Annotated in this window: 16 protein-coding genes and 1 rRNA gene; 6 read left to right on the top strand and 11 right to left on the bottom strand. The window is 74.4% G+C overall.

Translation table 11 applies throughout. The features are described from left to right. The first annotated feature begins 119 nt into the window (after positions 1-119). From rrf to D459_RS36185, 3 genes are all read left to right on the top strand, one after another. A 5S ribosomal RNA gene (gene rrf, locus D459_RS0119380) occupies positions 120-237 on the top strand. A gap of 303 nt (positions 238-540) precedes the next feature. Continuing rightward, a complete protein-coding gene (locus D459_RS0119385; protein WP_020380257.1) occupies positions 541-1,311 on the top strand; it encodes a tetratricopeptide repeat protein in 771 nt (256 codons plus the stop codon). A gap of 1,092 nt (positions 1,312-2,403) precedes the next feature. Further along, the gene (locus D459_RS36185) at positions 2,404-5,805 is read left to right on the top strand and encodes a transglycosylase domain-containing protein (protein ID WP_241485078.1); all 3,402 of its coding nucleotides are present in this window, start codon (positions 2,404-2,406) and stop codon (positions 5,803-5,805) included. Positions 5,806-5,991: 186 nt separating this feature from the next. Here the strand turns inward: D459_RS36185 and D459_RS0119395 are convergent, their stop codons facing one another. The 5 genes from D459_RS0119395 to D459_RS0119415 form a co-directional block, all read right to left on the bottom strand. After that, positions 5,992-7,020: a hypothetical protein gene (locus D459_RS0119395; RefSeq protein ID WP_017594665.1), complete on the bottom strand. Its 1,029-nt coding sequence runs from the start codon at positions 7,018-7,020 to the stop codon at positions 5,992-5,994. Then, positions 7,017-7,700 carry a class I SAM-dependent methyltransferase gene (locus tag D459_RS0119400; protein WP_017594666.1) on the bottom strand — a complete coding sequence of 228 codons (684 nt, stop codon included), beginning with the start codon at positions 7,698-7,700 and terminating at the stop codon, positions 7,017-7,019. Before D459_RS0119400 ends, D459_RS0119395 begins: the two co-directional genes overlap by 4 nt. Positions 7,701-7,744: 44 nt before the next feature. Continuing rightward, positions 7,745-9,013 carry a glycosyltransferase family 4 protein gene (locus tag D459_RS0119405; RefSeq protein ID WP_026120553.1) on the bottom strand — a complete coding sequence of 423 codons (1,269 nt, stop codon included), beginning with the start codon at positions 9,011-9,013 and terminating at the stop codon, positions 7,745-7,747. An 85-nt stretch (positions 9,014-9,098) separates the two neighbouring features. Beyond that, a complete protein-coding gene (locus tag D459_RS0119410) occupies positions 9,099-9,992 on the bottom strand; it encodes an SDR family NAD(P)-dependent oxidoreductase (protein WP_017594668.1) in 894 nt (297 codons plus the stop codon). Between the two features lie 43 nt (positions 9,993-10,035). Then, positions 10,036-11,052: an MBL fold metallo-hydrolase gene (locus D459_RS0119415; protein WP_017594669.1), complete on the bottom strand. Its 1,017-nt coding sequence runs from the start codon at positions 11,050-11,052 to the stop codon at positions 10,036-10,038. 190 nt (positions 11,053-11,242) lie between these two features. On the opposite strand from D459_RS0119415, the gene D459_RS0119420 reads away from it, so the two are divergent. After that, the gene (locus D459_RS0119420; RefSeq protein WP_017594670.1) at positions 11,243-12,496 is read left to right on the top strand and encodes an RNA-guided endonuclease InsQ/TnpB family protein; all 1,254 of its coding nucleotides are present in this window, start codon (positions 11,243-11,245) and stop codon (positions 12,494-12,496) included. A gap of 57 nt (positions 12,497-12,553) precedes the next feature. Here the strand turns inward: D459_RS0119420 and D459_RS0119425 are convergent, their stop codons facing one another. The 4 genes from D459_RS0119425 to D459_RS37490 form a co-directional block, all read right to left on the bottom strand. Next, positions 12,554-13,723, bottom strand: a complete 1,170-nt coding sequence (locus tag D459_RS0119425; RefSeq protein ID WP_017594671.1) for a lipid-transfer protein — start codon at positions 13,721-13,723, stop codon at positions 12,554-12,556. Beyond that, entirely contained in the window at positions 13,723-15,012 is a 1,290-nt protein-coding gene (locus tag D459_RS0119430; RefSeq protein WP_017594672.1) for an OB-fold domain-containing protein, read from the bottom strand. The genes D459_RS0119425 and D459_RS0119430 overlap by 1 nt, the downstream gene beginning before the upstream one ends. A 64-nt stretch (positions 15,013-15,076) precedes the next feature. After that, the gene (locus D459_RS0119435; RefSeq protein ID WP_017594673.1) at positions 15,077-16,225 is read right to left on the bottom strand and encodes an acyl-CoA dehydrogenase family protein; all 1,149 of its coding nucleotides are present in this window, start codon (positions 16,223-16,225) and stop codon (positions 15,077-15,079) included. A gap of 11 nt (positions 16,226-16,236) precedes the next feature. Further along, a complete protein-coding gene (locus tag D459_RS37490) occupies positions 16,237-18,864 on the bottom strand; it encodes an AMP-binding protein (protein ID WP_017594674.1) in 2,628 nt (875 codons plus the stop codon). 274 nt (positions 18,865-19,138) lie between these two features. Between D459_RS37490 and D459_RS0119445 the strand changes: the two genes are divergently transcribed. Continuing rightward, entirely contained in the window at positions 19,139-19,714 is a 576-nt protein-coding gene (locus D459_RS0119445; protein WP_241485079.1) for a TetR family transcriptional regulator, read from the top strand. 118 nt (positions 19,715-19,832) lie between these two features. Then, complete coding sequence (locus D459_RS0119450) at positions 19,833-20,951, top strand: steroid 3-ketoacyl-CoA thiolase (RefSeq protein ID WP_026120554.1); 1,119 nt, start codon at positions 19,833-19,835, stop codon at positions 20,949-20,951. Positions 20,952-22,563: 1,612 nt separating this feature from the next. On the opposite strand, the gene D459_RS37380 is transcribed toward D459_RS0119450, so the two are convergent. Continuing rightward, positions 22,564-23,772, bottom strand: coding sequence for a hypothetical protein (locus D459_RS37380; protein ID WP_051065485.1), 1,209 nt, complete (start codon positions 23,770-23,772; stop codon positions 22,564-22,566). A gap of 696 nt (positions 23,773-24,468) precedes the next feature. Next, entirely contained in the window at positions 24,469-25,437 is a 969-nt protein-coding gene (gene nadA / locus D459_RS0119460) for a quinolinate synthase NadA (protein ID WP_017594677.1), read from the bottom strand. Positions 25,438-25,459 lie beyond the last annotated feature (22 nt).

Consider the following 25,459-nt stretch of genomic DNA (forward strand, 5'->3'; position numbering starts at 1 on the left):
CCGGTACTAATAGGCCGAGGGCTTGTCCGCCGCAGATGCTGGGTGTTCGCGCACACTGTTTTTCCCCTGCCGGGGCTGGTTTGTCCGGCTGGTGGTGGGGGTCCGCGGATCGTTTGGTTTGCGGTGGTCATGGCGGGAGGGTCACACCCGGTCTCTTTTCGAACCCGGTCGTTAAGTCTCCCTGCGCCGATGGTACTGCCTCCATGGTGGGGGTGGGAGAGTAGGTCGCCGCCGCATTTCTTTTTCTGGGTTGGGCGGGGTTCTCTTCGGAGGGTCCCGCCTTTCCTTGCGCGCTGGCTTGTGAACATGTGAAAAACGTGATTCCGCCCGTAATCCGCCGACAGTGCGGTTCAATCGAAGGGGGTCTGACGCGGCGCCGGCAAGCGTGCTTTCAGGGGACGGTGTTTCCAAAGGAGCGCGGTCGCCGAGCCCGCGGGCAGAGAAGGAGAGGAAACGAAGAGGGGACGGGGGAGCATGTTCAGATCGTGGCAGGAGGAACAGGCCTGTCAGGCGGCCGCGAGTTCGGGGGACCCCGTGGCCATGACCGATCTCGCGCTCTGGCACGCCCAGGCGGGGCGGATGCAGGAGGCCGAGCAGTGGCACCAGGCCTCGGCCGGTACCGGGCGTCCGCTCTCCATGACGCACTTCGGGGTCTTCCTCGCCAAGGCCGGCCGGATGCAGGAGGCGGAGTGGTGGCTGCGCTCCTCCGCGACGGCCGGTGAGCCGCAGGCCATGTACAACCTGGGCCGTCTGCTCAACGACACCGGGCGAGTGCCCGAAGGGCGCGACTGGTACATCAGAGCCGCCGGGAACGGGCACCGCGATGCTCAGTACAACCTGGGGAACGACCTCGCGGAGCAGCACCCTGAGGCCGCTGTGCAGTGGCTCCGCCAGGCCGCCGACGCGGGGCATGTGCCGGCGATGTTCAACCTCTGCGTGGTGCTGAACGGACTGGGGCGCTACCAGGAGGGAGCCCCCTACCTCTGGCAGGCCGCGGAGGCCGGGCACCCGTCCGCGATGAACGCGGCCGCTCGCGACCTGCTGGACCGGCAGCGCTACCCGGAGGCCGAGCCGTGGCTGCGCCGGGCGGCGGACGCGGGCCTGCCCCCGGCCTTCCGGAACCTCGGCCGCCTGCTGAAGGAGACCGGCCGCGTCCAGGAGGCGGAGGGGTGGCTGCGCCGGGCCGCTGAGAGCGAGGACATCGAAGCGATCACCACCCTGATGGAGCTGCTCACCCAGACCGGGCGGAACGACGAGGCGACGCAGTGGCTGCAGTGGCTGGTGCAGAAGGGCTATGCCCGCCCGGCGTGAAGTCGGCCGCCGCGCGATCTTTGAGGATTCCAAGAAAACCGCCGTGTGCGTCGAAGATGTCGAAGGCAGCGGGGGAGTAAAGGCCCTGCGGATTCCCGGTCGGGGTGGAGCCTTTGTGTTAGCGCCGCTGCGACCTGCTCTTTTATCGGAGGTTTACGGGTCGGGAGGGTGCGTCCGGTGCGCGGGGCCGTCCGCCGCCGAGAGGCGGTCCCTCGGAGGGGGCTCTCCGCCCCCGGGCGGCTCTCTGCGGGGCGCGGGGCGCCTCACGGTGCCGATGGCCGGCCATCGGGGCGGGCCCCTCCGGGGCCGGCTCCCTCGTGGGCGGCGGTCGTGTGCGGCCTGAGGTGGGGAAGCCGAGGTCGCGGGGCGCATGGCCGGGGCGGTGAACTTCCGGGCGTCCGGTATTCACGGCCGAGGGCGGTTGAAATCGAGACCTTTTCGTGACGATCGATCCCCATCGGTCTCTTGGGGGTCCGCCGGGAGGTGAACGGCTGCAAGACGGTCACGCGGGGTGGCCGAGAAGGCGGAAGGAGTGGGCGCCGGTCACCCGGTGTACGGGAATACGTGCACGTCGAGTCGCGAAATAAGAGTCCTGTAAGAATCGGCTGAAGGGCATTCCCCAGGACATGGGGGGTCGGCGGGGGCGGGTATCGTATGTGAGGGGTTTTCGGCGATCTCTCCCGCAGCGCCGTTCCCCGCCTGAGATTTCTGCTGAACCGATTCGGCCCGCGTCTGCGTCTTGTACGGATGCAGTCGCACGGTGGGGGATCGAGGATTCCAGGGGGCCTCCAACTGAGTGACAGCACCTATGGCGACGGTGACGAGCAGGAACCGCGCCGAGACGCCGACTTGCCAGAGAAGCCGGAGAAGAAGGACGAGGCTGCAGCCGGTGCCGAGGAGGTGACCGGCGCTTCCGAAGCCTCCGAGAGCGACGCTGATGCCTCCCCCGAGGACATCAGACCCTCGGACCCTTCGGACGCCGACTCCCCGGCGGACGAGGAACGGGAAGCGGACCCCGCGGCCGGGGCCGCCGCCGAGAAGACCGATGAGCGGACCGCGGAATCGGACGGCGACGGGGACCGGCCCGAGGCTGTGGCCGAAATCTCGGATTCCGATTCCGCGGAAAAGGACTCTGCGGCCGCCGACGATTCCCAGGAGGCCGCGCAGGAGTCGCTGAGCGCCTTCAAGGACAGCGGCAGCTTCTTCCGCGACCGGGTCGCGCAGACCCTCGCGGAGCAGGGCTACGACCTCCGGAAGGACGGCACCTGGGGGGCGGACTCCGAATCCGGCTCCGAGGCCGCTGCGGAGGACGGGGACGCGGACGCGGCGCAGGGCTCCGCGGACGGCGCCGAGGCGCCCGGGGACGCCGGGGCCGAGAAGCCGGAGGCCGACGCTCCGGCCCTTGACGACTCCGCGGACGACTCCGGTGACGAGGGCGGCGAGAGCGCCGCCCGGAGCGCCGGTGCCGCCGAGGAGGAGAGCGCCTCCCCGGACCAGGGCCCCATCGAAGAGGACCGGCCGGCCGGGGGGAAGGCCGAGGACTCTGCGGACGAGGGGCCGGCGACGGCGGCGTTCGCTCCGGTCTTCGACGACGATGACGAGGACGGGGGCGGTGCCGCCGGAAGCGGTGCCGGTTCCGAGGCCGGGGCCGGTAAGGCCGACGGCGCGGACGCCCCCTCCCGGACCGAAGACGCCGCCGAGACCGAGGACGAGGGGCCGGCGACGGCCGCGTTCGCTCCGGTCTTCGACGACGATGACGAGGGCGAGGACGGCGCCGAGAGCACCGCACGCCAGGAGAAGGCCGGAGAGCGGCCCGCCGACGGGAGCACCGCCGACGGGGACGCCGCCTCCGAGGCTCCGGCGACCGCGGCGTTCGTGCCGGTCTTCGCCGACGACGAGGACGGGGACGGTGCCGCCGGGCGCGGCGCCGGTTCCGAGGACGGTGCCGGTTCCGAGGACGGTGCCGGTAAGGCCGACGGCGCGGACGCCCCCTCCCGGACCGAAGACGCCGAAGACGCCACCGCGGCGCTTCCCTCCGCACCGGCCGGGGACGGCGCGGGGCAGGGCGGGGAGCAGCCCGAAGGGGCGCGCCCCGGCTTCGCGGCCCCCGCGGCCGGGGCCGTGGGAGCGGGCGCGGCCGCAGGCGCGGGCGCATCCGCTGCGGGGTCCGTCCCGCCGGCGGCTCCGTCGCCTGCTCCGGCGTCGGCCGCCGCGGCCGAGGGCCCGGTGAGCGGGGCGCGCAACATCCTGCGCGCCAAGCGGCCGGGGAAGGCCTTCGGCGGCAAGAAGGGCAAGGGCGAGAACGAGGGCACCGCGCTCGCCGGGGCCGGCGGGCCGGGCGGCCCGAAGGGGCCCGGCAAGAAGGGCAAGGGCAAGAAGGGCGCCAAGCCCAAGAAGCCGCTGTGGTTCCGGATCGTCCGGGCCTCCCTGATCGCGCTCCTGGCCATGCTGGGGCTGGGGGTCGCCGGGTTCGCCATCGCCTACGCGGTGTTCGAGGTGCCCACCAGCGCCAAGGCGGAGGCCACCGACCAGGGCTCGGTCTTCTACTACTCCGACGGCAAGACGAAGTTCGCCGAGCGAGGGGTGGACCGGGAGCGGGTCGACTACGAGCAGATCCCGGAGCAGGTCCAGGAGGCGGTCATCTCCGCCGAGGACCGCGGCTTCTGGGAGGAGCCGGGCGTCTCGCTCACCGGCACGCTGCGCGCCGCGCTCTCCACCTTCACCGGGCAGCAGGTGCAGGGCGGCTCCACCATCACCCAGCAGATGGTCCGCAACTACTACGAGGGCGTCAGCAAGGACCAGACGATCTCCCGGAAGCTCCAGGAGATCATCATCGCCCTCAAGGTGGACCAGTCCAAGGACAAGCAGTGGGTGATGGAGCAGTACCTGAACAGCATCTACTTCGGCCGCCAGGCGTACGGCATCCAGGCCGCCGCGCAGGCCTACTACCACAAGGACGTCGGTGAGCTGGACGTCGCCGAGTCCGCGTTCCTGGCCGCGGCGATCCAGCAGCCCACCAAGTTCGGCATGGCGGACAGCGACACCACTCCGGAGATGGAGACCCGCTGGCGCTACGTCGTCAACGGCATGGTGGAAGAAGAGCTGATCACGAAGGCGGAGGCCGACGAGCTGGAGTTCCCCAAGCCGGAGAAGGAGACCCCCGGCGAGGGCCTCGGCGGGTTCACCGGCTACATGTGGCAGCAGGCGATGAGCGAGATGGACCGCCTGGGCTACAGCGAGGACAACGTCAACCGGGGCGGCTACAAGATCGTCACCTCGTTCGACAAGGACCTCATGGAGGCGGCCAAGGCGGCGGTCGAGGAGAACGTCGACGTGGACAACCTCCCCGAGGGGGTCCAGGCCGGGCTGACCGCGATCGACCCGGCGACCGGCGAGGTCGTGGCGTTCTACGGCGGCAAGGACTTCAACGAGAACCAGTACGACAGCGCGTTCCGCGGGGCCGCGCAGTCCGGTTCGGCGTTCAAGCCGTACGTGCTGGCCGCGGCGCTGGAGAGCGGCAAGAGCCTGAACACCATCGTCGACGGCAGCAACGGCCAGACCTTCAACGGGTCGGTGGTGAACAACGCCGACCGCTCCGGCGGCCCGATGAACCTCATCGAGGCGACCCGGCGCTCCAGCAACACCGGCTACATCAACCTGGCGCTGGAGACCGGCCTGGACAACGTCGTGGACATGGCGCACGCCGCCGGCATCCCCGACGACAAGATCACCGAGGAGCAGGCGGCCGCGCCCACGCTGGCGCTGGGCGTGTCCGACGTGAGCGCGGTGGACCAGGCCGCCGGCTACGCCACCTTCGCCAACGGCGGCGTGCACATCGAGCCGCACGTGATCCGGGAGATCGTCAACCAGGACGGCGAGAACGAGCGGGAGAAGCCCAAGGAGACCCGGGCGATGAAGGAGGGCGTCGCCAACGACGTCACCTACGCGCTGGAGCGGGTGGTCAGCTCCGGTACCGGGCGCTCCGCGAACCTGCCGGACGGCCGCCCGGTGGCCGGCAAGACCGGTACCACCGACAGCAGCGTGGCCGCCTGGTTCGCCGGCTACACCCCGCAGATGTCCACCGCGGTCGGCGTGTACAACGGCAACAACCAGCCGTTCAGCATGCCGGGCTACGGGTCGCTGTCCGGCGGTACGCTCCCGGCGACGATCTGGCGGAGCTTCATGGCCAAGGCCATGGAGGGCGTCGAGCCGGAGAGCTTCCCCGGGCCCAGCTACGGCGGGGAGACGGAGAACTTCGCGCCGGACGTCCCGGCGGAGGACCCGTCGACCCAGGTGCCCGACGACGGTCTGGGCGAGGTGCCGCCGCAGGAGGAGGTGCCGCCGCCGGCGACGGAGAACCCGCCGGTGCCCGAGCAGCCGGAGGTTCCCGAGGTGCCGGAGGGTCCGGGGACCGAGGAGCCGGGGACCGGCGGCCCGGGGATCCCGGAGAACCCGGACGGCGAGCAACCGCCGCCCACAGAGGGCGGGGGCTGACCGGCGGCCCCGAGCGAGTGAAGAGCGGCCGCGCCCGAGGAGGGCGCGGCCGCTCTCGTCTTCTCCTTCTCCGGCCGCCCGGAGCGGCGCCCAGGGCGTCGATCTCGGCGGCGTGGGGGATCGGAGCGCTCCGGTCCCCCGCGCATGGTCAAGGTCGACGGGGCGGGCGCCCGGGGCGCCCCGGGGTCAGCCGCAGCCGGGCGGGTCGGTGAAGACCTTCGCGCCGGGGGTGGCCCCGGAGAGCGCGTCGGCGGCGAGGATGACCGCGGCAGCGGTCCAGGTGCTCCGCTCCACCGGCCAGCGCACCCGCTCGGCGAACTGGTAGCCGGTCCAGTAGGCGCCGTCGTCGGGGTCGCGCAGGTGGGAGATGCTGCCGAGGAGTTCGGCGCCGAGGTCCACCTCGCCCATCGAGGCCAGCGCCAGGACCAGCTCGGAGGTCTCCGCGCCGGTGACCCACGGCTGGTCGCTCACGCAGCGGATGCCCAGCCCGGGGACGACGAAGGCGTCCCAGCGCTCCTTGATCCGCTCCCGGGCGGCCTGGCCGCGGACCGCGCCGCCGAGGATCGGGTAGAACCAGTCCATGGAGAACCGGCCGCGGTCGGCGAACACGTCCTCCCGCTCGTTGATCAGCACGGCCAGCCGGTCGGCGGCCGCGGTCCACTCGGGGTCCCCGCCGCCGAGGCGCGCACCGAGCTCGGCGGCGCAGCGCAGGCCGTGGTGGATGCTGGAGCAGACGGTGAGCAGGGCGTGGTCGCCGGGGGCGCCGTCCGGGTCGCGGGCCCAGAGGAACTCGCCGCGCTCGGTGCGCAGCCCCATCACGAAGCCGATCCCGGCGCGCACCGTCGGCCAGATCTCGCGGGCGAACGCCTCGTCGCCGGTGACCAGCAGGTGGTGCAGGAGCCCGACCGCGGGATAGGCGGCGTGGTTGGCCTCGCGGAGCGGCTGGACGACCCGGGACTGGCGCAGCTTGGCCGGCCAGGAGCCGTCCGGGTACTGGGCGGTGGCCAGCCAGGAGTAGGCGCGGCGGGCCGCCTCGGTGTGGCCGGTGGCGGTGAGCGCCATGGCGCACTCCACGTGGTCCCAGACGTCCAGGTGGCCGCCGGGGAACCAGGGGATGCCGCCGTCGGCCTCCTGGGCGGACAGCAGGTAGCCGGCGGAGCGGGCCGCCTCGTCCGCGCCGAGTACTCCGGGGACCTCCGGGAGCGCCGGGCTCACCCGCCGTCCCGGGGGGGCAGGGGCTTGCGCACGTAGACCACGACGCTCTTGCCGATGACCGGGTCGAGCAGGCGCTCGGCGATCCGGGTGGTGCGGGGCGCCTTGAGGATGTCCCAGACCAGCATCCGGTGGTAGGCCTTGACCAGCGGGTGCCGATCGTCGTCGGTGCCGACGGCGCACTTGATCCACCAGTAGGGGGCGTGCAGGGCGTGCGCGTGGTGGTGCGGGCCGATCTCGAACCCGGTGGCCTTGAGCTTGGCCTCCAGTTCGGCGCGGGTGTAGATGCGGATGTGCCCGCCCTCGACGGTGTGGTACTCCTCGGACAGCGCCCAGCACACCCGCTCCGGCAGCCAGCTGGGCACGGTGACCGCGGCGATGCCGCCGGGCCGCAGCACCCGGTAGAGCTCGGCCATGCCGGCGGTGTCGTGCGGCAGGTGCTCGAAGATCTCCGAGGCGATGACCCGGTCGAAGTGGCCGTCGTCGAAGGGCATGGCGAGGGCGTCGCCCTTGACGGTCTCGGCGGTGGCGCCCTCCGGCCCCTCGCCCTCGGCGCGCATCGCGGCGAACATCGCGGAGACGTCGGCCAGGTCGTTCTCGTTCTGGTCGAACGCGGTGATGTCGGCGCCGCGCCGGTAGACCTCGAAGGCGTGCCGGCCGCCGCCGCAGCCGAGGTCCAGCACCCGGTCGCCCGGACCGACGGGGAACAGGGAGAAGTCGACGGTGATCAGTGCGGGCTCCTTATGGTCGTTGCGTAGTGCCGTGCGGTGGCCTCGGCGACGGCGCGCCAGGTGAACCGCTCCTGGACGCGCTTCCAGGCGGCGGCGCCCATCCGCTCCCGCTCGGCGGGGTCGTCCAGCAGCGCGGCGATCTCGGCGGCGAGCTCCTCGGGGTCGCCGGGGGCGACCAGGCGACCGGCCTCGCCGTCGGTGCCGACCACCTCGGGGATGGCGCCGGCGCGGCTGGCGACGAGCGGGGTGCCGCAGGCCATGGCCTCCACCGCGGGCAGTGAGAACCCCTCGTAGAAGGAGGGGACGACGGCGACCTCGGCGCCGGCGACCAGCCGGCCCAGCTCGGCGTCGTCGATGCCGCTGACGAACTCCACCCGGTCGCGCAGCGAGAGCTCGTCGACGAGGGAGTCGGTGGGGCCGCCGGGCTTGGGGCGGCTGACGATGGTCAGCGACACGTCGCGCTCGGTGGCGAGCTTCGCGGCGGCGCGCAGCAGGGTGGCGACGCCCTTGAGCGGGCTGTCCGCGCTGGCCACGCAGACGATGCGGCCGGGGGTGCGGGGTTCGCCGGGGCGGGGGTGGAAGTGCCGGGTGTCGACGCCGAGGGGGACCACGGCGGTGCGGTCGCGGCGCACGCCGAACTCGCGGACGATGTCGTCGGCGGAGGACTGCGAGGGCACCAGGATCGGGTCGAGGCGGCGGGCGACCCGGCCCTGCATGGTGACGAAGCCGTACCAGCGGCGCTTGGAGAGGCGCTGCCAGCCCTCGGCCTCGGACAGCTCGATCCGGCGGTCCACGGTGATCGGGTGGTGGATGGTGGTGACCAGGGGCAGGCCGGCGTTCTTCAGGCCGAGCTGGCCGTAGCCGAGGGTCTGGTTGTCGTGCACCACGTCGAACTCGCCGGCGCGGCGGCGCAGCTCGCGCAGGGCGCGCAGGGAGAAGGTGAGGGGCTCGGGGAAGCCCGCGGTCCACATGGTGCCGACTTCGAGGACGTCGATCCAGTCGCGCCACTCGCGCATCGGCGGGGCCTTGAACGGGTCGGCGTCGTTGTACAGGTCGAGGCTGGGGACCTTCTCCAGGATGACGCCGGGGTCGAGTTCGGGGTAGGGCTGGCCGGAGAAGACGGTGACACGGTGCCCCAGAGCGGCGAGCTCGCGGGACAGGTGCCGGATGTAGACGCCCTGCCCGCCGCAGTGGGGCTTGCTGCGGTAGGAGAGCAGCGCGACGCGCATCGGCGGCGGGGCGGGGGACGGCGGCGGTTTCGGCATATGTCTGACCCATCGGCGAGCGGTGGAGCGACCGGAAGTTACTCGGCAGTTTAGTGCGGGGTTCCGGTAGTGGATCCTAGGCCGCTCAGCGCAGGTCGCCGACGTCGGGGGCGGTGAAGCCGTGCGGCGGGAGGGAGGCGGCGCCGAGGGCGAGGGCCACCTGGTCGGCGGAGGACCACCCGGTGCCGTCCGGGGCGTGCAGGGCGGCGGCGACGCTGGGCGGGGCCAGCACCCCGATGACGCCGCCGTGCACCGCGAAGACCTGGCCGGTGACGCCGGCGGCCGCTTCCGAGGCGAGGTAGCAGACCAGCGGGGAGACGTGCTCGGGGGCGAGCGGGTCGGGGCCGTCGGCGGGGGGCGGCCCGAACACGCCGGCGGTCATGCCGGTGCGGGCGCGGGGGCAGATCGCGTTGGCGGTGACGCCGTACCGGCGCAGGCTCTGGGCGGTGGAGGCGGTGAGCGCGGCGATGCCGCCCTTGGCGGCGGCGTAGTTGGGCTGGCCGGGGGAGCCGAGGAGGAACGCCTCGGAGGCGGTGTTGACGATCCGGCCGTAGACCGGACCGCCGGCCTCCTTGGCGCGGGCCCGCCAGTGCGCGGCGGCCGCCCGGGAGGTGGCGAAGTGCCCTCTGAGGTGGACCCGCAGCACGGTGTCCCAGTCCTCCTCGGCCATGTTGAACAGCATCCGGTCCCGGGTGACGCCGGCGTTGTTGACCAGGATGTCCAGCCCGCCGTGGAGTTCGGCGGCGGTGGCCACCAGCCGTTCGGCGGCGGCGGTGTCGGCGGCGTCGCCGACCAGGGCGGCGGCCTGCCCGCCGGCGGCGCGGATCTCGGCGGCGACCTCGTGCACCTCCTCGCCGGCGTCGTTGAGCACCAGGCGGGCGCCGTGCGCGGCCAGGGCGAGGGCGTGCGCGCGGCCGAGGCCCCGGGCGGCCCCGGTGACGGCGGCGGTCCGGCCGTCCAGGCGGGTGGAGGCGGTCATGGGGGTCCTTTCTCGGCGGGGTGCGTTTCTCGGCGGGGCGCGTTCACGGGCGCTGCCAGAGCAGGACGCCGCCGGGGCCCCGGGAGGGCGCGGCGCGGCCGCGCCGCTCCAGGGTGCGCAGGTGGGCGGCGGTCTCGGAGGCGGCCATCCGGCGGGCCCGGACGGACATGGCGTCCCAGCCGCGGCTCCACGGCAGGGAGGCGGTGAGCTCCCACAGGGTGAGCGGGGCGGGGCCGAGCGCCCCGGCGAGGACGTCCAGCCGCTCCTCGTGGTGGGCGATGATCTCGCGGGTGCGCCCGGGGAGGTCGTCGAAGCGGCGCTCGTGCGCGGGCAGCGCGTGCGCGGCGCCGATGTCGGGGATGAGGGCGAGGGAGTCGAGGAAGGAGCCGAGCGGGTCGCGGTCGTCGGGGCCGCCGCCGGGCTCGGTGAAGGGGTAGAGGCCGATGTGCGGGGTGATCCGGGGCAGCACGTGGTCGCCGGTGAACAGGTGGTCGCCGTCCTCCAGGTGCAGGCAGATGTGGCCGGGGGAGTGGCCGGGGGTCCACACCGCGCGGAGCTTGCGGCCGGGGGCGTCGACCAGTTCGCCGTGGGCCAGCGCGGTGTCGGGCAGGGCGGGCGGGTCCATCCGGGTGTCGAGCAGGGCGTAGGCGGCGACCTCCTCCTCGGGGGCGCCGGCCAGCCGCAGCTGGGCGGTCTCGGTCTCGTCCTGGAGCAGGCCGCCGAGCGCCTCGATCCGGCGGAGCACGTCGATGTCGGCGTGGTGCATGGCGATCCAGCAGCCGGAGGCCTCGCGGACCCGCCCGGCCAGGCCGGCGTGGTCGGGGTGGAAGTGGGTGACGACGACGCCGTGCACCCCGGACGGGTCGGCGCCGATGGAGCGGAGCCCGGCGGTGAGCGCCCGCCAGGAGTCCTCGTGCTGCCAGCCGGCGTCGACGAGCACCGGGCCGCGCGGGGTCTCCAGGGCGTAGACGAGGGTGTAGCCGAGGGGGTTGCCCGGGATGGGCACCGGGATGCTCCAGATGCCGTTGCCCAGGTCCTCCACGGGTGGGGTGTCCCGCATGCGCGCGGCCTTTCGTGCTCGTGCCGTCATAGAACCGAATTCCGTTCTACTCTACGGTGGAGCACTGCCCCGATCACCGGGTCCTCTGGAGGGAGGCCCGGTGTTTCAAGGCCGGGAGGGACCCAAGCGGTAGGCCTGTACTTTTCGCGTTCTGCTTACTCACGACTCCCTCTTGAGCCATGCTTTCCGTATGCGGACGGCGTACAAGGTCCGGGCCTACCCGGACTCCGAGCAGGCGGCCCAGCTGGGCCGCACGTTCGGGTGCGTGCGCCTGGTGTGGAACAAGACCCTCGCGGAGCGCCACCGCGCCTACCACCAGCACGGCACCAAGACGTCGTATAAGCAGACCGACCGGGCGCTGACGGGGTGGAAGAAGACCACCGACCTGGCGTTTCTGTCCGAGGTATCCTCGGTGCCGCTGCAGCAGGCCCTGCGCCACCAGCACACCGCGTTCGCCAACTTCTTCGCCGGACGCGCCCACCATCCCAGGTTCAAGAACCGTGACGGCCGCCAGTCGGCGCACTACACCAGGTCGGCGTTCCGCCTCAAGGACGGGTGTCTGTTCCTGGCCAAGCAGAAGAGGCCGCTGCGTGTGGCGTGGTCGTTCGACGATGTCGACATCGCGTCCCTGAACCCGACCATGGTCGTGGTGTCGCGGGAACCGGACGGCCGGTTCTATGTGACGTTCGCCGTCGAGACCGAGGACCCCGAACCCGCCCCCGACACCGGCGGCGAGGTCGGCATCGACCTCGGAGTGAAAGAATTCGCGACCCTGTCCACCGGGGAGAAGATCGCCAACCCCGGACACCTGGACCGCAAGGCCGAGCGGCTTGCCCGCTACCAGCGAATGACGGCCCGAAAGCAGCGCGGCTCGAACAACCGCCGCAAGGCGAAGCGCAAGGTCGCCGCGGCGCACAGGAAGATCCGCCATGCCCGCAACGACTTCCTGCACAAGACCTCGACGCGGATCGTCCGCGAACATGACGTGATCGTCATCGAGGACCTCAACGTGCACGGTATGACCGTCTCCGCGCGCGGAACCGTCAAAGAACCAGGCCGGAACGTCCGCGCCAAGGCCGGGCTGAACCGTTCGGTGCGCGATGCCGCCCTGGGGGAGTTCCGCCGACGGTTGGAATACAAGGCCGCCCGCGCGGGCCGCACCCTGGTTGTGATCGACCGGTGGTTCCCCTCTTCCAAGACGTGCTCGCGGTGCGGGCACCTGCTCAAGAAACTCTCGCTGAACACCCGGGCATGGACGTGCCCTGCCTGCCGCACCCGCCACGACCGGGACCTGAACGCGGCGAAGAACATCCTTGCGGCTGGTCGAGTCGCAGCCCGTGAACACGCGGGTGATGCCTGTGGAGCCGGTGTCAGTCGGCAAGGGTCCTCCCTTCCGCGGTCGGCGACGAATCAGGAAACCGCTGCCGTGAGGCAGTCCGCGTAAGCGGAACCGTCCTGTCAGAGGCGGTCGGACTCCCCCTCCTTCAGGAGAGGGAGGAAGTCAATCCCGGCTCAGCACCAGGCCGCTGGTGGGCACCCCCGTTCCTGCGGTGACCAGCACGTTGTGCACGGACGGCAGCTGGTTGGCGGCGGTGCCGCGGATCTGCCGGACCGCCTCGGCGATGCCGTTCATGCCGTGGATGTAGGCCTCGCCGAGCTGGCCGCCGTGCGTGTTGACCGGCAGCCGCCCGCCGATCTCCAGCCCGCCGTCGGCGGCGAAGTGCCGGGCCTCGCCGCGGCCGCAGAACCCCAGCTCCTCCAGCTGGACCAGGACGAACGGGGTGAAGTGGTCGTAGAGCACGGCGGTCTGCACGTCGCCGGGCCCCAGCCCGGACTGGCGCCACAGCGCCTCGGCGACCACGCCCATCGCGGGCAGCCCGGCCATGTCGTCGGAGTAGAACGAGGTCATCGTCTGCTGGCCGGGCGCCGACCCCTGGGCGGCGGCGGAGACCACCGCGGGCGGGCGGCGCAGCGACCGGGCCCGCTCGGCGGAGACCACCACCAGCGCCACCCCGCCGTCGCTCTCCTGGCAGCAGTCGAGCAGCCGCAGCGGCTCCGCGATCCACCGCGAGGCCTGGTGCTCCTCCAGGGTGATCGGCCGGCCGTGGAACCAGGCCGCCGGGTTGGTCGCCGCGTGCCGGCGCGCCGCGACCGCCACCCGGCCGAAGTCCTCGCTGGTCGCGCCGGAGGCCGCCATGTACCGGCGGGCGCTCATCGCCACCCACGCGGCCGGGGTGACCAGGCCGAACGGCACGTGCCAGCTCATCTCCAGGCCCTGGGAGGACGGGTTGCGGTGCGCCTCGGGCATCGCCCGGCCGAACCGGCGCCCGCTGCGCTCGTTGAACGCCCGGTAGGCCACCACCACGTCGGCCTGGCCGGTGGCCACCGCCATCGCGGCCAGGGCGACGGTCGCGCAGGCCGCGCCGCCGCCGTAGTCGATCCGGCTGAAGAACCGGAGCGGCCCGGCCCCGATCTCCCGGGCCACGGCGATCTCGGAGCTGGAGTCCTGGGAGAAGGTCACCATGCCGTCCACCTCGGACGGGGCCACCCCGGCGTCGTCCAGCGCGTCCAGCACGGCCTCGGCGGCCAGCCGCAGCTCGGTGCGGCCGGACTCCTTGGAGAACTCGGTGGCGCCGATCCCGGCGATCGACGCCGCGCGCGACAGCCCCATCAGCCCTCCCCCTCTTCCACGGTGACGGTCCCGGTGACGTGCGGGCCCAGCGAGTTGGTGCCGCGCACGGAGATCTCGGTGGCGGTGCCGGAGCGCTCCGCGGTGCCGGTGAGCAGCATCGAGTCCCCGGCGTGGTTGGGCGCGCCGAGCCGGATCGCGATCCGGCGCACCCGCGCGGCCGGACCGGCCCAGTCGGTGGCGTACCGCTGCACCAGCCCCTGGGTGGTCAGGATGTTCATGAAGACGTCGGCGGCGCCCTGGGCACGGGCCGCACCGGGGTCGTGGTGCACGTTCTGGAAGTCCCGGGTGGCCAGGGCCTGGGCGGTGATCGAGGAGCGGGTGAGCGGCAGGTGCAGCGCGGGCAGCGGCTCGCCGGTCCCCGGCCGCCACTGCGGCAGCACCAGGTCGGAGTCGACCCGCTCGAACTCCAGCCGCACCGGCATGCCCACGTGCACCTCGGCGGGGTCGGCGCCGACGATGCCGCCGGTCACCCGGACCCCCTCGGGCAGCTCCACCACCGCGACGGCGAACGGCGCGGTGCGGCCGGGCACCGGCGGGTGGTGGTGCACCGTGTAGCTGTACACGGTGCCCGCCCCGGACGCGGTGACGTGGTCGGCCCCGGCGGACCGGCAGTGCGGGCAGAGCGGGCCGGGCGGGTGGCGCAGCGCCCCGCACCCGGTGCACCGGCGGATGCGCAGCTCGCCGCGGGCGGTGCCGTCCCAGAAGAAGTCGGTGTCGGCGCTGCGCGCGGGTCGCAGCGGGTGGCGCTCGGGTCGGGCCGGGCGCTGCGGCGGCGACTCCGGCGGGGCGAACTTGAGCACCCGGAACATCATCTCGCCCACCTGCTCCTCCCCGGAGTACCAGCAGGTGTGCCAGGTGAGGAAGTAGCCGGTGCCCATCGCGGTGCGCTTGGGGCCGGACAGCGAGCCGAACCGGGTGGTGGAGCGGAGCTCCTCGCCGAAGCGGAGCGGGCGGTGGTAGGTCTGGGCGCAGTCGGTGGCCACCACCCCGGTGCAGCCGTTGGCGTCGAACCACTCCAGCAGCCCGTCCACGGCCGACCCGGTCCCGGGCGGCTCCGGGTCCAGGCCGCGCATGGTCCACACCTGGAGCATCGCCGGCGGGGCCTCGCCGGCCTCGAGGTAGCGCGGGTTGGCGTCGCCCATGGCGTGCAGCCAGTGCCGGGCCGCCGGCGCGTTCACCGGGTCGGCGGCCCGGCCGCCGTCGACCTCGCCGAGGGCGCGGGCGGCCTCGGCCAGGGCGGTGAGCTCCTCGGGCGGGGATTCGGTCATCGGGCGCCTTTCTGCGGGTCCGCCCCCTCGGCGGGGGCACGGGCGGTGCGGGCGGCGGTGCGGGTCACCGCGGGGCCCGGGGCAGCCGGAGGCCGAGCGTGGCGATGAGCTCTCGCTGCACCTCGTTGACGCCGCCGCCGAAGGTCATCACCAGCGCCCCCTTGGCGGCGGTGTCGGCCTGCTCCAGCAGCGACCGGGTGGCCTCGTCGGCGGGGTCGCCGAACCGGGAGACGGTGTCGGCGACGATCCGCGGCACCTCCTGGAGCCGCTCGGAGCCGTAGACCTTGTTGGCGGAGGCGTCCGGGGCGCCCAGCCACCCGGTGTCGATCGACGCGGCGACCTGCCAGTTGAGCAGCTCGTTGACGCGCAGGTAGGCGTGGATCCGGCCGAGCGCGCGGCGCACCGCGGGCCGGTCGGCCCCGGGGGTGCTCCGCGCCCAGTGCAGGAACCGGTCGTAGAGCCGGGCGATGTTCCCGGACGGCCCGAGGGTGAGCCGCTCGTGGTTGAGCTGGTCGGTGATGATCCGCCAGCCGCCGTCGACCTCGCCGACCACCCGGCCGGCGGGCACCCGGACGCCGGAGTAGTAGGTGGCGTTGGTGTGGTGCCGGCCGTCGGCGGTGATGATCGGCGTCCAGGAGAAGCCCGGGTCGGAGGTGTCCGCGATGAGCAGCGAGATGCCCTTGTGCCGGGGGGCGTCGGGGGAGGTCCGCACGGCCAGCCAGACGTGGTCGGCGAAGTGCGCGCCGGAGGTGTAGATCTTCTGCCCGTCGACGGTGAAGCCGCCGCTCCCGTCGGGGACCGCGGAGGTGCGCAGCGCCGCCAGGTCGGTGCCGGCCTCCGGCTCGGAGTAGCCGATGGCGAAGTGCACCTCCCCGGCGAGGATGCCGGGCAGGAACTCCCGCTTGAGCTCCTCGGAGCCGTGCCGCTGCAGGGCCGGCCCGACCGTCTGCAGGGTGACCAGCGGGAACGGTACTTCGGCCCGGGTCACCTCGTTGACGAAGACCTGCTGCTCCACGGCTCCCAGGCCGCGGCCGCCGTACTCGGCCGGCCAGCCCAGGCCGAGCATGCCGTCGCGGCCCATCCGGCGCACCACCCGCCGGTAGACCTCGGGGTCGGCGGCGTCGCGGCGCTCGGCGTCGGTCATCACGGTGGCGAAGTAGGCGCGCAGCTCGTCGCGGAGCTTGCGCTGGGCGTCGGTGAGGTCGATGAACACGCGCCGCTCCTTCAGGCCAGGGTGTGCACGGGCCGGTCCTGGGCGGCCAGGGCGCCCAGTGCGTCGAGCCGGGCCTCCGGTCCGCCGAGGGCCCGGGAGACCCACTGCGCGGTGGAGAAGTGCCGGTGCAGCGGGTAGGACGCGTCCACGCCCAGCCCGCCGTGCAGGTGCTGGGCGGTGTAGAGGGCGTCCAGGGCCTGCTCGGTGGCGAGCAGCGCGGCCGACTCCAGCACCGAGGCGGTCTCCGCGGGGTCGGCGCCGCGCTCCAGCCGCCACGCCCCGGCCCACAGCGCCGCGTCCAGGGCGCGCCCGGCCACGTAGACGTCGCCGACCTTCATGGTGACCGCCTGCAGTTCGGCGAGGGCCCGGCCGAACTGGCGCCGGGTCCGCACGTGCTCGGTGGTCAGCTCCAGGGCGGCGGCCAGCGCGCCGGAGGCGGTGGCGGCCAGCGCGGCCAGCGCGCAGTGCCGCAGGGTGCGGGCGGCCGCGCCGGTGGTGTCCGCGCCGAGCAGGGCGGAGGCGGGAACGGGCACGCCGTCCAGGCCGACCCGCTCGCCGGCGGCGGTCAGCCCGGCCGCGTCCGCGGGGACCAGGAAGACCCCGGTGCCGCCGCCGTCCAGGGCGGCCGGGACGAGCAGGGTCCGCGCCGCTTCGGCGTCCGGGACCGGGGCGCGCACTCCGTGCAGGCGGAAGCCGCCGCCGTCGGGGTGCGCGGACACCGGGGCGGGGCCGGTGAACCCGGCGGTCAGCAGGTGCTCCCCGGCGAGCACCGGGGCGAGCGCGGCGCGCTGCTCGTCGGTGCCGGCCATGGCGACCGGCAGCGCACCCAGGCCGAGCGCGGCCAGGGCGGGCACCGGCGCGGCGCGGGCGGCCGCCTCGCGGAGCACGATCGCGGTGCGCACCGCCCCCTGGGCGGCCGCCTCCAGCAGCCCGGTGCGGGCCATCGCGGCCCAGGCGCCGCCGCCCTCGCCCTCGCCGTCGAGCACCCGGCGGGCCAGGGCGCGCAGCTCCTCCTGCTCCTCGTCGAATCCGAAGTCCATGCGGCTCCTCAACAGGTAGCGGTCTCCGCGCCGCTCCCACACCGGGTCGGCGCAGTCGGTGCCCTCGGCGCCCAGCCGGCGCTTGAGGACCTTGTGCGAGGCGGTGAGCGGGAGCTCCGGGACGATCCGCAGGTAGTGCGGCGCCCACTTGGCCCCCAGGTCGGTGCGGCCGGCCAGGAACGCGGCGAACTCCCCGGGGTCGAACCGGGCGCCCTCGGCGAGCACCAGCGCGGCCATCACCCGGTCGCCGGCCTGCGGGTCGGGCACCGGGTAGACGGCGGCGTCGGCGATCCGCGGGTGGCCGCGGAGCAGCTCCTCGATCGGCCCGGCGGCCAGGTTCTCGCCGTCCACCCGGAGCCGGTCGGGCTCCCGGCCGGCGAAGAACACCCACCCGCCGCCGTCCTGGTATGCCAGGTCGCCGCTGTGGAAGCGGCCGCCGCGCACTCGTTCGGCCCCCTCCCCGGTGTCCCCGTAGTAGCCCTCGAAGAGCCCGGTGCCGGCGGTGTTGACCAGTTCGCCGACGGCGCCGGGCGGGCAGGGCGCGCCGGTGTCCGGGTCGAGGATCGCCACGTCCGGGGGGAGTCGGCCCAGCGCTCCGGGCGGCCCGCCGGGGGAGGGGCGGATGGCGATGGCGTTCTCGCTGGAGCCGTAGGCGTCGACGACGCGGCAGCCGAACCGCTCGGCGAAGCGCCGCCGCGCCTCCGGCGGGGCCTCGTTGCCGAACGCGACCCGCAGCGGGTTGTCCGCGTCGTCCGGGCGCGGCTCGGTGGCGGCGGCGTAGGACAGGGCCTTGCCGACGTAGTGCAGGTAGGTGCAGCCGTACCGGCGCACGTCGCCGAGGAGGGCGGAGGCGGAGAACCGGCGGCGCAGCGCGATCGCCGCGCCGGAGGCCAGCGCCGGGGCCGCCGCGGCCAGCACCGCTCCGGAGTGGAAGAGCGGCATCGGGCAGTACACCGCGTCCTCGGGGCCCAGCCCCAGATCGGCGGCGATGGCCTCGCCGGGCAGGGTGATCTTGCGGTGGCTGAACCGGACCGCGCGCGGGCGGCCCGAGGTGCCCGAGGTGAACACCAGCATGACCAGCGCCGCGGGATCATCGGGGTCGCCGGGGGCGCCCGGCGGCGCGGCCGGGGCGCCGCGGGCGAAGTCGGCGGCGTCGTGCAGCGGCAGCCCGGTGGCCCGGGCGAGGTCGGTTGCCGCGGATTCCGTAGCGGCCCCGGCCAGCAGAACATTACAATCTGTAGCGTCGACGTCACGGGTGAGTTCGGCGGTGGAGCGCGTGGTGTTCAGGGCGACCAGGACGCTTCCGGAGAGCGCCGCTCCGCCGAGCAGGAAGAGCATCTCCGGGGTGTTGTCCAGCAGGACGCCGACGTGCGGGCGGTCCCGCGCGGCGGCGCCGTGCGGACGGCTCCGCGCGGCCCTGTCCTGCGGATGCCTCCGCAGGGCTCTGTCTTGCGGATGCCTCCGCAAGGCGGTGGCATGGCGCCGGCACTGCTCGGCGAACTCCGGCCAGGTCCAGGTGGAGTCCTCGAAGTGCAGGGCGGGGCGGTCGTCGCGGGCGCGGGCGGCCAGTAGGGAGGTCAGGGTATGCGGGCGCGTCATGGGCGGCTCCCTGCGTTCGCCGTGCTCGCCGGTGTCCGGCCGTCGCGCCCCGGCCGGCTAAGTAGAACAGATTCTAGTAGGTGTCGCCCGATCCGGGAAGAGGATTCCCCAAGGGTTGGTCATACCGCTGCAACATCGCTCGATGAGGTCTTCTCCACAGTTGTCGAAGGCTGAACTCGTGGGCGATCCTTGGATAACGTGTTCTTATAAGTGTTCTTATGGGCGGACGACGCAGGATGGGGGAGGCACCGTGGCGGTCCAGGCGCCGATGGGGATGCGATCGCGGAGTCAGAACCAGCGCCGCAAGCGGATCGTGCAGACCGCGGCCGCCCTCGCGCTGCGCGGCGGCGTCGAGGCGATGCAGATGCGCACGGTGGCCGAGCGCGCGGGTGTCGCGCTGGGCACGCTCTACCGGTACTTCCCCTCCAAGATGGACCTCGTGGTCGCGGTGGTCACCGAGGAGCTGGACCTGCTGGAGGCCAGTATCGGCCGCCGGCCGCCGGCCGACGAGGGGGCCGCCGGGCGCACCGTGGACGTGCTGATGCGCGCCACCCGGGGGCTGATGCGCGAGCCGGAGCTGGCCGACGCGCTGGTCCGATCGCTGATCATGGCCGAGGTCAAGACCGAGCTGGGGCAGCGCATCACCGACCTGCTGTGGCGGGTGGCCTTCGGCGGCGCGGAACCGGAGGGCGCCGAGCCGGACCGGGAGGGGACCGAGTACATCCTGGTCGGGTCGCTGGCCAGCGTGTGGATCTTCGAACTGCTGGAGATCCTCAAGGGGCACCGGGACGTGGAGCAGGTCCAGCAGCGGCTGGCCGTGGCCGCGGACCGGTTGTTCGCCGGTTCCTGAATCGGGTTCTGGCAGGCCGAAACCACGACGCAACGTTCCCCTGGCTCTGAACTAGAACCGGTTATAGTCTGCTTCTCCCGGGGGTTCCACCGTCGGAGGAGGCGGCATGTCCGACCCGTTGTCCGAGCCCGTCGTCGTCGAGGCCGTCCGCACCCCCATCGCCAGGCGCCGCGGCGCGCTGGCCGGGGTCAAACCGGTCGAGCTGCTCGGCCGGGTGCAGCGCGCCGTCCTGGACCGCTCCGGGGTCGACCCGGCCGAGGTGGAGCAGGTCTTCGCCGGCTGCGTCACCCAGGGCGGAGAGCAGGGCAACCACATCGGCCGGCACGCCTGGCTGTACGCCGGGCTGCCCTGGCGGACCGGGGCCACCACGCTGGACGCCCAGTGCGGCTCCGGCCAGCAGGCCGTGCACCTGGCCGCCGCGATGATCGCCTCCGGGGCGGTGGACACCGCGCTGGCCTGCGGCGTCGAGGTGATGAGCCGGGTGCCGCTGGGCCGCTCGGTGCACCCGGACGACCCCCGGCCGCCGGACTGGGACGTCGACCTCCCGGACCAGTTCACCGCGGCGGAGCGGATCGCCGCCCGGCGCGGGCTGGGCCGGGCCGACCTGGACGCCTGGGGCGTCCGCTCGCAGCGGCTCGCCGCGCGCGCCTGGGAGCGGGGCCGGTTCGACCGGGAGGTCGTCGCCCTGCCGGAGCTGGCCCGCGACGAAGGGCTGCGCGAGACCACCGCGGAAGGGCTGGCCGGGCTGCGGCCGGTGGTCGAGGGCGGCCTGCACACCGCCGGGACCAGCTCGCAGATCTCCGACGGCGCCGCCGCCGTGCTGCTGATGAGCCGGTCCCGCGCCGCCGAGCTGGGCGTGCGCCCGCGGGCCCGGCTGCGCGCCCAGGCCCTGGTCGGGGCGGAGCCGCACTACCACCTGGACGGCCCGATCGAGGCGACCCGGAAGGTGCTGAAGTCCGCCGGGATGGCGCTGGGCGACCTCGACCTGATGGAGGTGAACGAGGCCTTCGCCGCGGTGGTGCTCTCCTGGGCCTCGGTGCTCCGCCCCGACCTGGACCGGGTCAACGCCGACGGCGGCGCCATCGCCCTGGGCCACCCGGTCGGCGCGAGCGGCGCCCGGCTGGTCGCCACCGCCCTGCACGGACTGGAGCGCGGCGGCGGAGAGACCGCCCTGATCACCATGTGCGCCGGCGGTGCCATGGCCACCGGAGCGATCCTCCAGCGCACCGACGCCTGAAGCCCGCTCGGACGGCCGCCACCGGCCCCCGCCCCCGCCCCGATGATCTTGGCGATGCGGAGGTGCCAGAGCCCCTTGCCGTCAAGCGGCCGTTGCAGCGAGGAACCCGGAGAGGGACGAACGACAAGAGGTACCCCACCCGGCTGCGGCGCCCCACGGGGTGCAGGTTCAAGCTGGCGGCGAAGGCGGGGAGGGGGACCGGCCGGTCGGTCCGGCGCGGCGCCCCGCGAAGTGCAGGTTCAGACCGGCGGCGACGGCAGCGGCAGGGGCGGGGCGGGGTGGTCGCCCGGGTGCCGGGCCCCACGGGGCGAGGGTTCAAGCAGGCAGCGACGGCGGGAGGGGGACCGGCTGGTCGGTCGGGCGCGGCGCTCCGCGGAGCGAAGGTCCAAGCTGGCGGCGAAGGTGGGGAGGGCGTGCCGGCTGGTCGGTCCGGCGCGGCGCCTCACGGGGCCGGGGTTCAAGCGGGCGGCGAGGGCGGGAGAGGGCGGGGCGCCGCGTTCACCGGCCAGGCCCGGGCGCGTGCTCCCGCCGAGGGGGGTTATATCCCGTATGCCGGGTTCGCGGCGGGGGTCGAGCGGAGGCAGGGGCGGCCTGCGCACCGCGAGAGCACCCCGATTACATCTACCAGCGAGTAGTAAGTCTCGAAGCCCCCACCGCCCCCTTATCGATTACCCAGAGTAGCCAAAGCAGGGCCTCCTGGGAGGGCAAAAGCGACATCCCGCCCCAGCGCCGCCCCTGCCCGGGTTCCGGCCCCCTGCCTTGCGGCCTTGCGGGCGGCTCGAACCCCTCACCACCGGCCCGAACAAGGCGATCCGGGCCTCCCGGGGGCCGATCCGGCCCGGGATGCGCGCCCGGGAATCACCGGGGTGCTCTCGCGGTGCGCAGGGCGCCCCACACCGCCATCACCCTGAGTATTCGCCCAGGTCAAAGAGGTGCAGCGGTTTCAGCGGCGGCCGGCCCCGGCGCCCGGGGCGACGCGGGCACGGCGAACCCGCCGCCCCGGCCCACCCCGGCCGCCCCGCCCGCTCTGCCGCACCCGACCGACCGGCCGGTCCCCACCGCCGCCTTCGCTGCCTGCTTGAACCCCCGCCCCGTGGGGCCCGGCACCCGGGCGACCATCTGCACCCCGCCCCTACCGCTGCCGTCGCCGCCGGTCTGAACCTGTACTCCGCGGGGCGCCGCGCCCGACCGACCGGCCGGTGCCCACCCACCGCCTTCGCCGCCCGCTTGAGCCCCTGCCCCGTGGGGCGCTGCACCCGACCGACTGGCCGGTGCCCCTTCCCGCCTTCGCTGCCTGCCTGAGCCCTCGCCCCCTGGGGGCCGCGCCCGACCGACTGGCCGGTCCCCACTGCTGCCGTCGCCGCCTGCTTGAACCCCCGCCCCGTGAGGCGCCGCGCCCGGGTGACCGCCTCCGCCACGCCCCCACCTGCGCCGTCGCCGCCAGCCTGGACCTTCGCTCCGTGGGGCGCCGCGCCCGACTGACCGACCAGTGGCTCCCCCTGTCCTCTGGTCTGCGGTGTTGCAACGGATGCTGGAAACCAACCGCTCCGATGCCCCTGCAACGTCAAGAGCATCGTTCGCCCGGGGGCGGCGGAGTGCGGGCGTCCGGCGGTCATTCAGGGGTGAAGAACCGGGCGATGCCGTCCAGGAGCCGGGTGACCGGTCCCGCCGCCGGAGGGTCTTCGGCGGGGGGCGGGGCGGTGCCGCTCGGTTCGGGGGGAGGGGGAGCGGGGTCGGCGGTGCGGGACGGCTCGGGGGCCGGCTCCTCCGGTGCGGCCGGCGGGGCGGACGGGCCGCCCGTCGGGGCGGCGCCCGGCTCCCCGGTCCTCCCGGATTCCCCGGAGTCCGGTTCGCCGCCGGGCGAGGCGGCGGCGGAGGGTCCCGTCCGGGGCGAGGGCGCCTCGCCGGGGGTGTCCCCGGGATCGGCGGGCGCGGTGGACCGGGCGGTGGCCGGTGCGCCGGTGCCGATCGGCGGCGGGCCCGCGCCGGCCACCGTGCCCGGGCCGCTGAGCAGCACCGCCGCCGAGAGCATCAGCGCCAGTGCGACCGTGACCAGGCCGGAGACCGCCGCCCAGGACCAGGCCCGGTGCTCGTCGCGGGCCTGCTCGGGGCGGAGCGGGACGCCCACGTCGGCGGTGGTCACCCGGTCTCCGGGCAGCGGCCGGGGCGCCTGCTCGCGGGGCTCCTCCGCGGCCCCGGCCGGCCCGGGGGCCGCCTCCGGCCCGGCGGGGCGGTCCGCTTCGCGGCGGCGGTGCAGCGGGAACCCGTCGGGGCCCAGCGGGCGCATCTCCCCGGCGGCCTCGGCCGCCTCCGCGCGGCCGCCGAGCGGGCCGGAGAGCAGGCCGGGCGGCGGTCCGGGCGGCTCCAGCAGCGCCAGGGCGGCGGCCGGGTCGGGCAGCAGTTCGGCGGCGCGCCGCTCGGCCGCGCGGCACAGCTCGCCGCAGGTCTCCCGGTCCAGCCCGCAGACCTTGGCGATCTGGGAGGCGGTCAGCCCGTGCCGCAGGTGGAGTTCGAGCATCTCGCGGGAGCTGGGCGGCAGCCCGGCGAGCATCTGCGCGACCGGCCGCTCCTCGGCGGAGGCCGCCAGGGCGGCATAGGGGGAGGCGGCGGCGAACCCGTGGCGCCGGCAGGCGGTGCGCGCCAGCGCGAACAGCCACGGCTGCAGGTCGTCGGGGTCGGAGAGCTCGCCGGCCAGCCGCGGCGCGGCCAGCAGGGCGCGCCGCAGCGCGGCCTCCGCCGCCTGCGGGCCGACCAGGGACCAGCAGTACCGGTACAGGGCGGGGGCGAAGGCGTCGTAGCGCCGCTCCGGCTCCGTCGTCATCAGGGGCGTCCTCCGCGGTAGGACCCGACGCTAGCCGGACCGGTACCGGCGCGCTCGCGGAGTCGGCGATGTGTGTCCCGACGGTGAGGAGTTCGTTACCGTCCTCCCGATATCGGCCCCGTGGGCAGGGCGCCCGGGGCGCCGCGCGCCGCCGCGGCCGCCCCGGTGCGGAACGCCCGGTTCGTCCCCGGGGGGAATTCCAGGTGCCGCCGGAGCGGGTGCGGCGGGGACGCGGATCCGCCGCGCCGCACCGGGTCCCGGGCCGGTGCCGGGCGATGGGCGCCGGAGATCGCCTCGCTGCCGCCTTCCTCCGCCTTCCTCCCGGGATGATTCCGGCGTTGCGGGGGGCAGGGGCCCCGCTCCGGGGCGGGCTCTTCCCACCGGTGGTCCGGGGCGCCGGCCGCGGCTCTGCGCTCGCCCCGGGGCGGGGCGGTGGGTGCCGGAGGACGCCTCGCGGCCGCCTTCCCCTCGGGACTCTCGGTGTCACGGAGGTGCGGGGCGTCGGCGGGAGGTGCGCGGACCGGCCGCCGGCGGCGCCCCGCCGGAGCACGGTTCCGGGGCCGCCGGCCGCGGCTCCGTGATCGCCCCGCGGTCGCCCCGGGGCGGGGCCGGGTGGTGTCGCCCCGGGGCGGGCTCTTCAAGGATCCGCCGCACCGGGCCCCGTAGCGGGGCCGGGGCGGCCGAGGCGGCGGGGGCTCACTCGCCGCCGCGGGAGGGGGGGCCGATCTCGATCATCCGCTGCACCGAGCGGCGCGCCCGGTCGGCGGTGCCGGTGTCCACGGTGATCTCGCCGAAGCCGGTGCGCAGCGAGCGGAGCAGGCTGTCGGTGGTGATCATCTTCATGTAGTGGCACTCGGCACGCGGGTTGACCGGCTCGAAGACGGTGGTCGGGTTGGCCGCGCGCAGCTGGTGCAGCATGCCGGTCTCGGTGGCGATGAGCACCTTGTCGGCGCGGGTCTTCTCGGCCGCGGCGAGCATGCCGCCGGTGGAGAGCACCTTCACCCGCTCCTCGGGGACCGAGCCGGAGGTGGCCAGGTAGAGGGCGGAGGTCGCGCAGCCGCACTCGGGGTGCACGTACAGCTCGGCGTCGGGCTCGGCGGCGGCGCGCTCGCGCAGGGTCTGCCCGTCGATGCCGGCGTGCACGTGGCACTCGCCCATCCAGACGTGGATGTTCTCCCGCCCGGTGACCCGCTTGACGTGGGCGCCGAGGAACTGGTCGGGGAGGAAGAGGATCTCCCGGTCGGCCGGGATGGACCGGATGACGTCGGCGGCGTTGGAGGAGGTGCAGCAGATGTCGGTCTCGGCCTTGACCGCGGCGGTGGTGTTGACGTAGGCGACGACGACCGCGTCCGGGTGCTCGGCCCGCCAGGCCCGGACGTCCTCGGCGGTGATGGTGTCGGCCAGCGAGCAGCCCGCCTCCGGCTCGGGGAGGAGCACGGTCTTCTCCGGGGCGAGGATCTTGGCCGTCTCGGCCATGAAGTGGACCCCGCAGAAGACGATGGTCTCGGCCTCCACCCGGGCCGCCAGCCGGGACAGGGCGAGGGAGTCGCCGGTGTGGTCGGCGACGTCCTGGATCTCCGGCCGCTGGTAGTTGTGCGCGAGGATCACGGCGCCCTGTTCGTCCGCGAGGCGGCGGATCTCGGCGGCCCGGCCCGGTTCGGTCATGTCCGGTACTTCCTTCACGGGT

It is taken from the genome of Nocardiopsis potens DSM 45234 (assembly GCF_000341105.1).
Taxonomy (GTDB): domain Bacteria; phylum Actinomycetota; class Actinomycetes; order Streptosporangiales; family Streptosporangiaceae; genus Nocardiopsis_A; species Nocardiopsis_A potens.